Below are 12,793 nucleotides of genomic sequence, written 5' to 3'. Positions count from 1 at the left end.
CCCGCCCCGTCACCCCGGGCGCCGCTGCCCGAGAGTTCCCCCGCGAACACTATGCGCTCACGGCCCCCACGGGGCAGGACGCGGGCAACCCCCGCTTCACCTGACGTCCGGACCCCGTTTTATCCGCAGGACGATAGCCCGGGATGCGCGTGGTTGCACCCGGATCGAGCGATAAGGATCACAGTTACGGCCGGGATCACCTGCGGCTTTACGGGCAGACGTCCCTGCGTACACAAGGTTTACGTGCTCTATGCAATGACTTGTGCACAGGACGTAAGGGGCCGAATTCCTCTTATCGTCGCTTTTCTGCCCGGTGCACAGCGTCGCCGCCGTTCGTCCGGGCCTGTCCTGTTCCCGTCGAAAGGTAGGCGAGCCCCGTTTTGGCGACCGCCACTGCCGTCAGTCCCCGTCCGCAGACCCACCGGGCCTCCAAGGCCGGGAATGTCACGGTCACCGATCCCGCGCTCGTCAAGCGCGCCGTGAAGGCGGCGGCGCTCGGCAACGCGATGGAATGGTTCGACTTCGGTGTCTACAGCTACATCGCGGTCACCCTGGGCAAGGTCTTCTTCCCCTCGGGCAACCCGACCGCGCAGCTGCTCTCCACCTTCGGCGCCTTCGCCGCGGCCTTCCTGGTCCGGCCGCTCGGCGGCATGGTCTTCGGACCGCTGGGCGACCGGGTCGGCCGCCAGAAGGTCCTCGCCGTCACGATGATCATGATGGCCGCGGGCACCTTCGCCATCGGCCTGATCCCGTCGTACGCCACGATCGGCGTCGGCGCGCCGCTGCTCCTGCTCGCGGCCCGCCTGGTGCAGGGCTTCTCCACCGGCGGTGAGTACGCGGGCGCCTCCACCTTCATCGCCGAGTACGCGCCCGACAAGAAGCGCGGCTTCTTCGGCAGCTGGCTGGAGTTCGGCACGCTGGCCGGTTACATCGGCGGTGCGGGCCTGGTCACCCTGATGACGGCCCTGCTGTCCTCGGCCGACCTGCTCTCCTGGGGCTGGCGCATCCCGTTCCTGATCGCGGGCCCGATGGGCATCATCGGCCTCTACCTGCGCATGCGCCTCGAGGAGACCCCGGCCTTCGCCGCCGAGGTCGAGAAGGCCGAGGCCGCCCGCCCGAAGGTCCCGCTGCGCGACATGGTCGCGGGCCAGTGGAAGGCGCTGCTGCTGTGCATGGGTCTGGTGCTGGTCTTCAACGTCACCGACTACATGCTGCTGTCGTACATGCCGAGCTTCCTCACCAGTGAGCTGAAGTACGACGAGACGCACGGTCTGCTGGTCGTGCTCGGTGTCATGGCGCTGATGATGATCGTCCAGCCGTTCGCCGGTGCGCTGACCGACCGGGTCGGCCGCCGTCCGGTCATCGCCGCGGGCTGCGCGGGCTTCCTGTTCCTGTCGATCCCGGCGCTGCTGCTGATCCGCCAGGGCAGCCTGCTCGCCGTCGGCCTCGGCATGGGCGCGCTCGGCCTGCTCCTGGTCTGCTTCACCGCGGCCATGCCCGCCGCCCTCCCGGCGCTCTTCCCGACCCGGGTGCGCTACGGCTCGCTGTCCATCGGCTTCAACGTCTCCGTGTCGCTGTTCGGCGGTACGACCCCGCTGGTGGTCACCGCGCTGATCGGCGCGACCGGCAACCTGATGATGCCCGCGTACTACATGATGGGCGCCGCCGTCATCGGTGGTTTCGCGGTGTGGCGGATGAGCGAGTCCGCGGGCCGTCCGCTGCCGGGCTCCGCGCCCTCGGTGGAGCGCGCCTGATCATCCGCGGCTCACGGCGGCCCGGCGTACGCCAGGGGCGCCCGGGGTGGGTGCGGGAAACCGGTCACAAGGTTCCCCGCGCCCACTTCGCCGTTTTCGCGCCCATCCCGGGGAGACTGGGCCTGAAGGGCTTGAGCGGACACTCGGGAAGGGCGGCAGACGCATGGGCGACTCGCAGGTGTGGGACGACGTGGAGCGCTACTTCACCAGCAGGCTGGCGGCCGACGACGACGTCCTGCGCGCGGCCCTGCGCGACAGCGACGCGGCCGGGCTGCCGCCCATCGCCGTCACCCCCACCCAGGGCAAGCTCCTCCAGCTCCTCGCCCAGATCCAGGGCGCCCGTACGGTCCTGGAGATCGGCACCCTGGGCGGCTACAGCACCATCTGGCTGGCCCGCGCGCTGCCCTCCGACGGCCGTCTGATCACCCTGGAGTACAACCCCAAGCACGCCGAGATCGCCACCCGCAACATCGCCCGCGCCGACCTGGACGGCCTCGTCGAGGTCCGCACCGGTCCGGCCCTGGACTCCCTCCCCCACCTGGCCGACGAGAACCCGCCCCCCTTCGACCTGGTCTTCATCGACGCCGACAAGGCCAACACCCCCCACTACGTCGAGTGGGCCCTGCGCCTGTCCCGCTCCGGCAGCCTCATCGTCATCGACAACGTGGTCCGCCAGGGCCGCGTCACGGACTCCACCACCACCGACCCCGACACCCTCGGCACCCGCGCCACCATCGACCTCATCGCCACCCACCCCCGCCTGAGCGGCACAGCCCTGCAGACGGTGGGCCCGAAGGGGTACGACGGGTTCGCGCTGGCGCGGGTGGTGGGGTGAACGGCCCGGACCGTGGGGCGGCACGGTCGCGCGATCGTGCGGTCACACCTCGTGGTAGAAGCCCACGTTCACGCTGCGCGGCGCCGTCCGGTCCTGGACGACCAGTTCGCCGCCCGCGCCGTGGGGGAGGCGGACGGTGCCGCCGTAGGGGATCGGCTGGGCGTAGTCGCCGACGGTGAGGCGGACCTCGGAGGAGGGTTCGGTCTGGGAGCCGCGGAGCCAGGTGACCTGCCAGACGCCGTCGGGGCCGCACAGGAACTCGAGGTGGACGCGGGAGACGAACAGCCAGTCCTCCGGGGTGACCAGGCGGCACACCGCCGCGTCCCGCCCCACCCGCAGCACGGCACCCGGCTCGCTCGGCGCCTCCGCCATGACCATTCCGGCCGTGGCGCCCGCTTCCTCCCTGGAGACGGAGGCCATGGTGAGTTCGAGCACGCGCGTTTCCCCCTACACGTCCGGTGCGTACGCCGGTCGCCGCACACCGCCGCCGCATGATAGAACGCCCGGCCCGGCCGCGTCCGGCACAATGGCCTCATGACCGAGCGAAAGCCACCGGGTGTGCCGTTCGAGTCCTGGGTGGACCACCAGATCTCGGCCGCGCAGCGACGCGGCGAGTTCGACCGCCTCCCGGGCGCGGGCGAACCCCTCCCCGCCGGTCTCGACTCGTCGTACGACGACCTGTGGTGGGTCAAGCGGAAGATGGCCCGCGAGGGACTGACCGCCCTGCCCCCGGCCCTCGCCCTGCGCAAGGAGGCCGAGGACGCGCTGGAGGCGGCGTACACGGCCCCCTCCGAGGCCACCGCCCGCCGGATCATCACCGACGTCAACGTCAAGATCCGCGCCATGATGTTCCGCCCGCCGCCGGGACCGCCGCTCGGCAAGAAGCCGTACGACGTGGACGAGGTCGTGCGCGAGTGGCACCGCCGCCGCGAACAGGACTGACCCCGGCGCCCGATAACCGCTTGCGCGCCCCCGTCGCCCTCGGCTGGCATACCTGCCATGACGACCTGGACCATCGCCCCGGAGCCGTACGACTCCCCCGCCGCCACCGCCCTCTGGCGCGCGTACTACACCGAGGTCAGCGACCGCTGGTACCTGCTGCACCAGGGCCATCGCACCGACCCGGCCGAACTGGAACGTGGGATCACCGCCCGCACCGGCGCCGAACTCACCCCGCCGAACGGCCAGTTGCTGATCGCCCGGCACGACGGCGAACCCGGGGGCTCGGCGGGCGTACGCCTCCTCGATCCCCGAACCGCCGAACTCACCCGGGTGTTCGTGCACCCCCACCTGCGCGGCCGGGGTGCCGCCCAACTCCTCGTCACCGCAGCCGAGTCGGCTGCCCGCGACCTCGGGGCCCGCCATCTGGTCCTGGACACCCGCAGCGACCTGACCGAGGCCCGCGCCCTGTACGCCCGCCTCGGCTACACCGAGACCGCCCCGCACAACACCGACGTCTACGCCGAACACTGGTTCAGGAAAGACCTGTTGTCGCCGGAACGGATCAACTCGTCCGCTTGACCGACCCGTTGTGCGGGCGCTCGCTCGCCGCCCCGCACATCTCGGACGTCAACTCCTTGACCAGCTGCGTGAGATCGGTGGACCGCCCCGGCTCCCACCAGTCCCCCAGCAGCTCGGACAGCGAGTCCTCCCGCGCGGCGGCGAGCCGTTCCGCCACCACCCGCCCGGTGTCGGTGAGCGTGAGGTCGAGACCCTGCCGTTCGACCAGCCGCCGCTCCTCCACCTGCCGTTCGGCCGCGAGCACCGTCTGCAACGGCACCGGGCTGCGCTCGGCGAGCACATACGGCTCCACCGACCCGTACCGCCGGATGCGCAGCAGCAGCCAGCTCGCCGCGGGCAGCAGGTCGTACCCCGCCCGCGCGGTGATGTCCTCGTACACCTCCCGGCGCCCCTCGCGCGTGCCGAGCAGGGACAGCGCGCGGCACACCTCGTCGTAGGACGAGCGCTGGACCGGGTTGGGCGGGATCGTCTCGGAGGCGTCCGGCGCGGTGACCGAGCCGCGCAGCCGGTCCTCCTTGAGGAACCAGGCGAGCACGAAGCCGACCGCCGCGACCGGCGCGGCGTAGAGGAACACGTCGGTGATCGAGGAGGAGAAGGCGTGCAGCGCGGGCGGTCGCAGTCCGGCGGGCAGCGCGCCGATGCCGCGCGGGTCGGCCTCCAGGCCGCCGAGCGAGACCCCGGGCGGCAGCCGTACGCCCCGGAAGGCGTCGGCCAGCTTGTCGCCGAGGCGGCTGGAGAAGACGGTGCCGAAGATCGCGACGCCGAAGGAGGCGCCGATGGAGCGGAAGAAGGTGGCGCCGGAGGTGGCGACGCCCAGGTCCGCGTAGGAGACGGCGTTCTGCACGATGAGGATGAGGACCTGGAGGACGAGGCCGAGACCGAGCCCGAAGACGAAGAAGTAGAGGCTCATCTCGGCGGTCGAGCTGTGCTCGTCGAGGCGGTGCAGCAGGAGCAGCCCGATGGCGGTGACGGCGGTGCCCGCCACGGGGAACATCTTCCAGCGGCCGGTCCGGCTGACGATCTGCCCGGACATGGTCGAGGTCAGCAGCAGCCCGAGCACCATCGGCAGCATGTGCACGCCCGACATGGTGGGCGAGATGCCGTGCACGACCTGGAGGAACGTCGGCAGATAGGTCATCGCGCCGAACATCGCGAACCCGATGATGAAGCTGATCACGGCCGAGAGGCTGAAGGTCCGGATGCGGAACAGCTTCAGCGGCAGCACGGGCTCGGCGGCCCGCCGCTCCACCCCGACGAACGCGACGGCGAGGACGACGCCGAGCACCGCGAGCCCGATGATCTGCGCCGACCCCCACGCCCAGGTCGTCCCGCCGAGCGAGGCCACCAGCACCAGACAGGTGGCGACGGCGGCGATGAGGAACGTACCGAGGTAGTCGATCCGGTGCCGGGAGGTACGGCGCGGGATGTGCAGCGCGGCGGCGATCACGGCGAGGGCGATGATCCCGAGCGGCAGATTGACGTAGAACACCCACCGCCAGGTCAGCTGCTCGGTGAACAGCCCCCCGAGCAGCGGCCCCAGCACACTGGTGGCCCCGAAGACGGCCCCGAAGAGCCCCTGGTACTTCCCGCGCTCCCGGGGCGGCACGATGTCCCCCACGATCGCCATGGACAACACCATCAGCCCACCGCCCCCGAGCCCCTGCAACGCCCGGAACCCGATCAGCTCCGCCATGTTCTGCGCCATGCCGCACAGCGCGGACCCGACCAGAAAGATCACGATGGCCAGCTGATACAGCCGCTTCCGCCCGTACTGGTCCCCGAGCTTCCCCCACAAGGGTGTCGCCGCGGTGGACGCGAGCAGATACGCGGTCACGACCCAGGACAGATGCTCAAGCCCACCGAGATCACTGACGATCGTCGGCAACGCGGTCGCCACGATCGTCTGATCCAACGCGGCCAGCAGCAGCCCGAGCAGCAGCGCGCTGATGGAAACCAGCACATTCGCCGAAACATGCTCCCCCCGCCGCCCCCCCTCCGCCGCCCCATGCGTATCCAGGGCCATGAAGACCTCCCAGCACTCGACCACCACCTTCCATGGTCGAGGGTGGGGGGGATTACGGCCTGTTGGGGGGTGGGGACGGAGACTCCGTCGTCGGGTGCCATGGGCGGCCCCCGGAGGTGCGGCCGGTGCCTCAGCTCCCGGTGTCCCGGCCCAGCAGCGTCCTGGTGATGTCGAGAAAGGGCGGCAGCGCCGGGGCCTGCGGCCCGTCGCGCCGCCAGGTCGCGTGGATCGGGGCCTCGTACTGGAGCCCCTGCCAGGGAACCAGGCCGACGGTCCCCCGGGCGAGGTCCGCGGCCACGGCGATCTGGGGCAGCAACGCACACCCCATACCGGCCGCGACGCAGGTCCGCAGGGCGCCGATGCTGGTGAGTTCCGCCGCGACCCGGGGGCGGGGCCCCGGCGCGGAGCCGAGAGCCTCTTCGAACATCAGCCGGTAGCTGCACCCGGACTCCGTCACCAGGAAGTCGACACCGGCGAGGTCGGAGGTGGTCACCGACTCCTGTCGCGTCAGCGGGTGGTCCTTGGGGGCCACGACGACGACGGGTTCCGGCAACAGCGGCATGCTCTCCAGGTCCGGGTGGTCCGGGGGTGCGCCGAAGGTGAAACAGAGGTCGAGGGCTCCTTCACGCACGCCGCTGCGGCAGTCCTCCCGGTTCCCGGGGCGAAGCACCACGTGCACCTTCGGGCAGTCCTCCCGGAAGCGGGTGAGCAGCGAGGGGAGCCGGTAGACGCAGAGGGTCTCCGGCGCTCCGATCAGCAACTCCCCTCCGGGACTGCCGACTTCGGTGACGGCTGCCCTGGCCTCCTCGGCGAGGGAGAGCATTCTCTCGGCGTAGTCGACCAGACGGCGACCGGCCGGGGTGAGCCGTAGCCCCCGGTTGGACCGCTCGAACAGGCGCACCCCCAGATCCTGTTCCAGCGCCTTGATCTGTTCGGTCACGCTCGACTGCGCGTAGTTCAACCGCTCGGCGGCGCGAGTGACGTTCAGGGCGTCGGCCACGGTGCGGAACGTACTGAGCTGCCGCAGCTGCATGGTGCTGTCCCCCCGGCATAGGTATCGGTTCTCCCGATGATGCCATCGGAAGCTCCCGTTTCCGATCGACTTCAGCTCTTGCCAGGCTTCAGTTCTCACCCCTTCGAACCGAGCCCTTCGACGGCCACCGTTCTGGTATCCGGCCGTTCCGCTTCACGGAAGGTATGTCATGTCCGCGCAAGCCACGCAGGCCCCCGGCGTCTCCGGCGAGACGTCGGCCGAGAACCCCGCACGCCGACGGCTGCTGCTCATCGGGCTCTCGCTCGGCTACTTCATGGTTCTCCTCGACACCAGCGTGGTGAACGTCGCGCTGCCCGCCATCCGCAGCGACATCGGAGGCGGACTGTCCGGGCTGCAGTGGGTGGTCAACGGCTACACCCTGACGTTCGCCGCACTGCTGCTCACCATGGGCGCCCTGTCCGACCGTTTCGGAGGGCGCCGGGTCTTCGTCGTCGGCACCTGGGCCTTCCTGCTCGCGTCACTGATCACGGTCTTCTCGCCGAACCTCGGCATGCTGATCACCATGCGCGCCCTGCTCGGCGTCGCGGGTGCCGCGCTGCTGCCCTCCTCGATGGCCGTCATCGCCACCACCTTCACCGACCCGGCTCAGCGCGCCCGCGCGCTCGGCTCCTGGGCGGCCATCACCGGTGCCGCACTGGCCGCGGGGCCGGTCCTCGGCGGCGTGCTCACCGATGCCCTCGGCTGGCGCAGCATCTTCGCCATCAACGTGCCCGTGGCGCTGGTCAGCGTGCTCATCGCGCGCGCTCTCGCGCCCGAGACCAAGCTGAACACCGGCCGCGGGGTGGACCTTCCCGGCCAGATCAGCGCGGTGCTGGCGCTCGCCGGGATCACGTTCGGCGTGATCCAGAGCGAGAATCTCGGCTGGAGTTCGAAGCCCGTACTGGCGGCGCTCGCCGTCGCCCTGGTGGCCGGGGTCGTCTTCCTGGTCGTGGAACGCCGGCCGGCCGGGCCGCGCGGCCCCATGCTCCCGCTGATGCTCTTCCGCAACGCCACCTTCTCGGCGAGCGTGCTCAACGGCCTGCTCGTCAACTTCGGCCTCTCCGGGCTGCTGTTCGTCATGTCCCTGTATTTCCAGCAGGCGCGTGGCCTTTCCGCCTTGATGGCCGGCTGCGCCTTCCTGCCGCTCACCCTGCCGACGGCCTTCAACCCCATCTACACCGGTCGGCTGGTCGCGCGATCGGGGCCGCGGAAGCCGTCCGTTCTGGGCTTCGGGCTCCTGACGCTCGGCGCCGCCGTTCTCGCGGTCGGCATCACGGACACGGGGACCGCGTACACCGTGCTGATCGGGTTCGGCATGCTGGTCTTCGGCTTCGGCGTGTCCTTCGCGATCCCCTCCCTGGTGACGGCGACCGTGTCGGCCACACCGAAGGAGCAGGTCGGCATCGCCTCAGGCGTGCTGAACTCCGCACGTCAGACCGGTGCCGTCATCGGAGTCTCGGTACTCGGCTCAGTGCTGCACGCCTCCGGCCCCACGGACGGAAGCCGCACCGCTCTAATCATCGCCACAGCGACGCTGCTGCTGGGTCTGCTGCTGTCCGCGGGCTTCATCGGACGGAACGGGCGGTCGACTCAGCCGGGGAGGAGTCCTCGTTGATGGCGACCGATCCCCAGGTCAAAGTGGTACTCCGTGGCGCCTCGGCAGGATTCGAACCCGCGACGCCCTCTTTAGGAGAGCGGTGCTCCATCCCCATTGCGCGTCCGGTGACCGACGACGCCCTGAGGGCACCGGCCGCCGGACGCGCCACCGCGTGTCAGGTTCCGCGAAGGTTCCCGTCGTCAGCCCACCGTCAGCTGGATCCCGCCGTCCGTCGACGCGGCGATCTTCACTCGGGTGAGGTCGGGGACCGTCACGTCCGGGCCGTGCTGTCCGGCGCGCTCGCCGATGCCCACCACGCGCATCCCGGCGGCGCGACCGGCCGCGATGCCCGCGCCCGAGTCCTCGAAGACGACGCAGTCGGACGGGTCGATGCCCAGGGCGGCGGCGGCCTTGAGGAAGCCCTCCGGGTCCGGCTTGCTGGCGCCGACGGACTCCGCGGTGATGCGGAGGTCGGGGAGGGGGAGGCCGGCGGCGGCCATGCGGGCGGTGGAGAGGGGGACGTCGGCGGAGGTCACCAGGGCGTGCGGCAACCCCCGTAGCGCGGCGAGGAAGGTGGCGGCGCCGGGGACCTCGATGACGCCGTTCATGTCGGCGGTCTCCTCGGCGAGCATGCGGGCGTTGTCCGCGAGGTTCTCCTCGTGGGGGCGGTCGGGCAGGAGCAGTGCCATGGAGGCGTGGCCCTGCCTGCCGTGGACGACCTTCATCGTCTCGTCGCCGTCCAGCCCGTGCTCCGCGGCCCAGCGGCGCCAGATGCGCTCGACCACGGCGTCGGAGTTGACGAGGGTGCCGTCCATGTCGAGCAGGAGGGCGCGGGCGTTCAGGACGACGGGCGTGGCGGTGACCGGCATCGGCAGCTCCAGAAGACGCGAGGCCCCCGGTCGGAGGGGGCCTGAGAGGGACAAGGCGGCCCCGCCCACCGGTCAGGGGTAGCGGGCGGGAGCCACTTTGTTCCTCCACGGTACAAAACTGCGCCCGCATCCCGCCAGCGCACCGGGGAAGCGTTCACCGCGCGTTCGTCCAGGGGGAGCGGACTCGGCGGCCCGGCTGGCCTCAGCGCGGTGCGGTGCCCCGCCTGGGCCAGCGCGCCGCCCACGGGCCTGAAACACGTGTCGCGCAGACCCCCAGGAGCTTGAGAAGCCGCCCACGCGAGACGCCGGGAGCGCGAGCAGCCGCCCCGCGAGAGCCCGGGAGCCGTACGGCTATCCCGCACCAGGGGACTGGCGCGCGCTCCATCGCCCCCACAAGCACGCGGCCCGCGCCCCACAGAAGCTCAGCTCCCTGCTCGCCTGACACAGGCCCACCTGCAGGAACTCCCGAAACGACCGCTCCGGACACCCCACAGCCCGACTCCGCCGACACCCCCGAAGGCACTCGGCCCGACCTCCCCAATCCCCGGCGGACGCAGCCCCGCTCCACAGGAACTCTTCAGTCGACCGCTTCGGACACCCCCGGCCTGACCCGCCCCGGCACTCCGAAGACACTCGGCATGCGACCTCACCTCTGCCCCGGCAGGCGCGGCTCTCCCGCCCTCAGAGACTCAGCGGGTCGCCTGCCAGAACCCCACGGCCCACGCGCAGGAACTCCCGGGACGATCGCTCCGGACGCCCCGGATCCGACTCAGCCCGGCGCCCCGAAGGCACTCGGCACTCGATGTCGCCCCCGGCCCCCGGCGGACGCGGCCCCCGCCCACAGGAACCCCCGGGCAACCACTCCACACCCCCCTGGACCTGCCCGGCCCAACGCCCCGACGGCACTCGCCCCCCAGCAAGCCCTAGCCCGCCACAGCCTCGTAAAGGCTCCAGACCCCCAGCCCCACCATCAACAGCGCGGCGATCTGCGTGATCAGCCGCAGCGGCACCCGCTTCATCAGCGCCTTGCCCCCCACGATGCCGAGACCGGCCACCGCCCACAGACCCAGCACCGCGCCCAGGCCCACCGAGAGCGGGTCGTCGTATCGCGCGGCGAGGTTCGCCGTCATGATCTGGGTGAGGTCGCCGAACTCGGCGACGAGGATGAGGGTGAAGCCGGTGCCCGCGACCTTCCAGAAGGACTGGTCGGCGGGCTTCTTGATCTCCTCCTCGCCCTCGTCCTTCTTCAGCAGCAGTACGGCGGCCCCGCCGAGGAAGAGGACGCCGGTGAGGGCGTGGACGATCTGCTGCGGCAGCAGGGTCAGCACGCTGCCGGCCGCGACGGCCAGGACGACATGCAGGGTGAAGGCGGCGGCGACGCCGACGAAGACGTACGAGGCGCGGTAGCGGGCACCGAGGACGAGACCGGCGAGCGCGGTCTTGTCGGGCAGTTCGGCGAGGAAGATGACGCCGAAGACGAGCGCCGTCACGGTGATGCTGATCAAGGTTCCTCAATCGGTCGGGGCTGCCCCGCCGAGATGGCTGCACCTCACAAGGGAGACCTCGGCACGGCAGCGCACTCGGACACCCATGCCACTGGGCACGGGCGTGCACTGCTTGCCGAAGGTCTCGCTGGCGGTCCCCATGGGACACCGCCTCCGGGCGCCGGCTCAGGCTCGCTGAGCAGTATGTCGACGGTCCGGCGAAGAGCTACTCCCCTTCTGCGCCTCCCATCGTACGGGACGTCGCCCTCCGGGTCGTGAGCCGGGCGAGCTGGTGCGCTGGATCACTCCCACCCGGGCACAGCACGCCCACTCAGGGCTAGGTACACGCCCGCCCACGGCCAGGCACCGGCCGCCCCTCACACCCGGACGCAGACCGCCACTCCCCCCAGCACCGGCTGCCACTCACCGCCCGCGCACAGACCGCCACTCACCCAGGCACGCCACCACGCACACCCGAACACCGGCCGCCACACGCACCACCTGAACACCGGCCCCCACTCAACACCCCAAGCACAGGACGCCAATCACCCCCGGGCACAAACCACGCACCCACCCCCAAAAACACCCCCCACCCCCGCCAGACCCCGTGAAAATTCCGCCCACAACCTTGTCCTGTCATGAGCACGTCACTAACTTCTAACCGAGCGCTCACCCCACAGCAACACCGCACCGCGAGCATTCCCTCGCGCACGTCCGTCACACCCCGGTCCGGACCCCCAAAACCCTCACCCCACAAGGGAGTTCAGATGTTCCGTATGCCCCGTATGCCTCGGTTCTACGCGCGTCGACGGCTGGCCACGCTCGCCGCCGCCACCGGCCTGATCGCCTCCGCCGCGCTGTTCAACTCCCCCACCGCCTCCGCCGCCCTGCCGACGCCGGTCAGCGGCGCCACCGCCCGCAGCTACCTCTCCCAGCTGACCGTGGCCACCGAGAACCGCACCGGCTACAAGCGGGACCTCTTCCCGACCTGGATCACCATCAGCGGCACGTGCAACACCCGCGAGTACATCCTCAAGCGGGACGGTACGAACGTGACGACCGACTCCGCCTGCGTCGCCACCAGCGGCAGCTGGTACTCGCCGTACGACGGCGCGACCTGGAGCGCGGCCTCGGACGTGGACATCGACCACCTGGTGCCGCTCGCCGAGGCGTGGGACTCGGGCGCGAGCCAGTGGACGACCGCGCAGCGCCAGGCGTTCGCCAACGACGTCACCCGCCCGCAGCTCCTCGCGGTCACCGACAACGTCAACCAGTCCAAGGGCGACCAGGACCCGGCGACCTGGATGCCGTCCCTGACGTCGTACCGCTGCACCTACGCCCGCGCCTGGGTGCAGGTGAAGTACTACTACAACCTGTCCGTCGACTCCGCGGAGAAGAGCGCGCTGACGAGCTACCTCTCGGGCTGCTGACCCGAGCGGACACCGGCACGCGAGCGGACACCGGCACGGCCGGACAACGGAATCAGGACACACCGACGGCCTGCCCGCGAAGGCGGGCCGTCGCCATTCCCGCCCAGATGCACCCACACCCACCCCGCACCCCCCGCCTCTTGTGTCAGGCGCATGACGAAACGCGACCATGGCCTGATATTGAACTTGCAAGCACAAATTAGGTTCACCTAACCTTTCCCCTCGTTCGGTACCCGCCGCCCCCACC

11 protein-coding genes are annotated in these 12,793 nt (G+C 70.8%); 6 read left to right on the top strand and 5 right to left on the bottom strand.

Going from position 1 to position 12,793, the window contains the following annotated elements; translation table 11 throughout:
• Positions 1 to 380: 380 nt before the first annotated feature.
• Both proP and B079_RS0108525 read left to right on the top strand, forming a co-directional pair.
• The gene (gene proP, locus B079_RS0108530) at positions 381 to 1,754 is read left to right on the top strand and encodes a glycine betaine/L-proline transporter ProP (protein WP_018545360.1); all 1,374 of its coding nucleotides are present in this window, start codon (positions 381 to 383) and stop codon (positions 1,752 to 1,754) included.
• Positions 1,755 to 1,917: 163 nt separating this feature from the next.
• Positions 1,918 to 2,589, top strand: a complete 672-nt coding sequence (locus B079_RS0108525; RefSeq protein WP_018545359.1) for an O-methyltransferase — start codon at positions 1,918 to 1,920, stop codon at positions 2,587 to 2,589.
• Positions 2,590 to 2,631: 42 nt separating this feature from the next.
• On the opposite strand, the gene B079_RS0108520 is transcribed toward B079_RS0108525, so the two are convergent.
• Positions 2,632 to 3,024 (bottom strand): FHA domain-containing protein, encoded by a 393-nt coding sequence (locus B079_RS0108520; protein WP_018545358.1) that lies wholly within the window; start codon positions 3,022 to 3,024, stop codon positions 2,632 to 2,634.
• Positions 3,025 to 3,123: 99 nt separating this feature from the next.
• On the opposite strand from B079_RS0108520, the gene B079_RS0108515 reads away from it, so the two are divergent.
• The gene (locus tag B079_RS0108515) at positions 3,124 to 3,531 is read left to right on the top strand and encodes a DUF1992 domain-containing protein (protein WP_037801331.1); all 408 of its coding nucleotides are present in this window, start codon (positions 3,124 to 3,126) and stop codon (positions 3,529 to 3,531) included.
• 57 nt (positions 3,532 to 3,588) lie between these two features.
• Positions 3,589 to 4,110, top strand: a complete 522-nt coding sequence (locus B079_RS0108510; protein WP_018545356.1) for a GNAT family N-acetyltransferase — start codon at positions 3,589 to 3,591, stop codon at positions 4,108 to 4,110.
• Here B079_RS0108510 and B079_RS0108505 read toward each other — a convergent pair.
• Both B079_RS0108505 and B079_RS31560 read right to left on the bottom strand, forming a co-directional pair.
• Positions 4,094 to 6,133, bottom strand: a complete 2,040-nt coding sequence (locus tag B079_RS0108505; protein ID WP_026248480.1) for an MDR family MFS transporter — start codon at positions 6,131 to 6,133, stop codon at positions 4,094 to 4,096. The two genes, B079_RS0108510 and B079_RS0108505, sit on opposite strands and share 17 nt — an antisense overlap.
• A gap of 130 nt (positions 6,134 to 6,263) precedes the next feature.
• Positions 6,264 to 7,166, bottom strand: a complete 903-nt coding sequence (locus B079_RS31560) for a LysR family transcriptional regulator (RefSeq protein ID WP_018545354.1) — start codon at positions 7,164 to 7,166, stop codon at positions 6,264 to 6,266.
• A 169-nt stretch (positions 7,167 to 7,335) separates the two neighbouring features.
• On the opposite strand from B079_RS31560, the gene B079_RS0108495 reads away from it, so the two are divergent.
• Positions 7,336 to 8,781, top strand: coding sequence for an MFS transporter (locus B079_RS0108495; RefSeq protein WP_018545353.1), 1,446 nt, complete (start codon positions 7,336 to 7,338; stop codon positions 8,779 to 8,781).
• A 182-nt stretch (positions 8,782 to 8,963) separates the two neighbouring features.
• On the opposite strand, the gene B079_RS0108490 is transcribed toward B079_RS0108495, so the two are convergent.
• Positions 8,964 to 9,632: an HAD-IA family hydrolase gene (locus B079_RS0108490; protein ID WP_018545352.1), complete on the bottom strand. Its 669-nt coding sequence runs from the start codon at positions 9,630 to 9,632 to the stop codon at positions 8,964 to 8,966.
• A 923-nt stretch (positions 9,633 to 10,555) separates the two neighbouring features.
• Positions 10,556 to 11,137, bottom strand: coding sequence for a TMEM165/GDT1 family protein (locus tag B079_RS31555; protein ID WP_018545351.1), 582 nt, complete (start codon positions 11,135 to 11,137; stop codon positions 10,556 to 10,558).
• Between the two features lie 764 nt (positions 11,138 to 11,901).
• Here B079_RS31555 and B079_RS0108475 point away from each other — a divergent pair.
• A complete protein-coding gene (locus tag B079_RS0108475; RefSeq protein ID WP_018545350.1) occupies positions 11,902 to 12,546 on the top strand; it encodes an HNH endonuclease family protein in 645 nt (214 codons plus the stop codon).
• Positions 12,547 to 12,793 lie beyond the last annotated feature (247 nt).

The organism is Streptomyces sp. LaPpAH-108 (assembly GCF_000373625.1).
Taxonomy (GTDB): domain Bacteria; phylum Actinomycetota; class Actinomycetes; order Streptomycetales; family Streptomycetaceae; genus Streptomyces.
The sequence above is the reverse complement of the archived record's forward strand: the minus strand, read 5'-3'. Positions and strand labels throughout refer to the sequence as shown.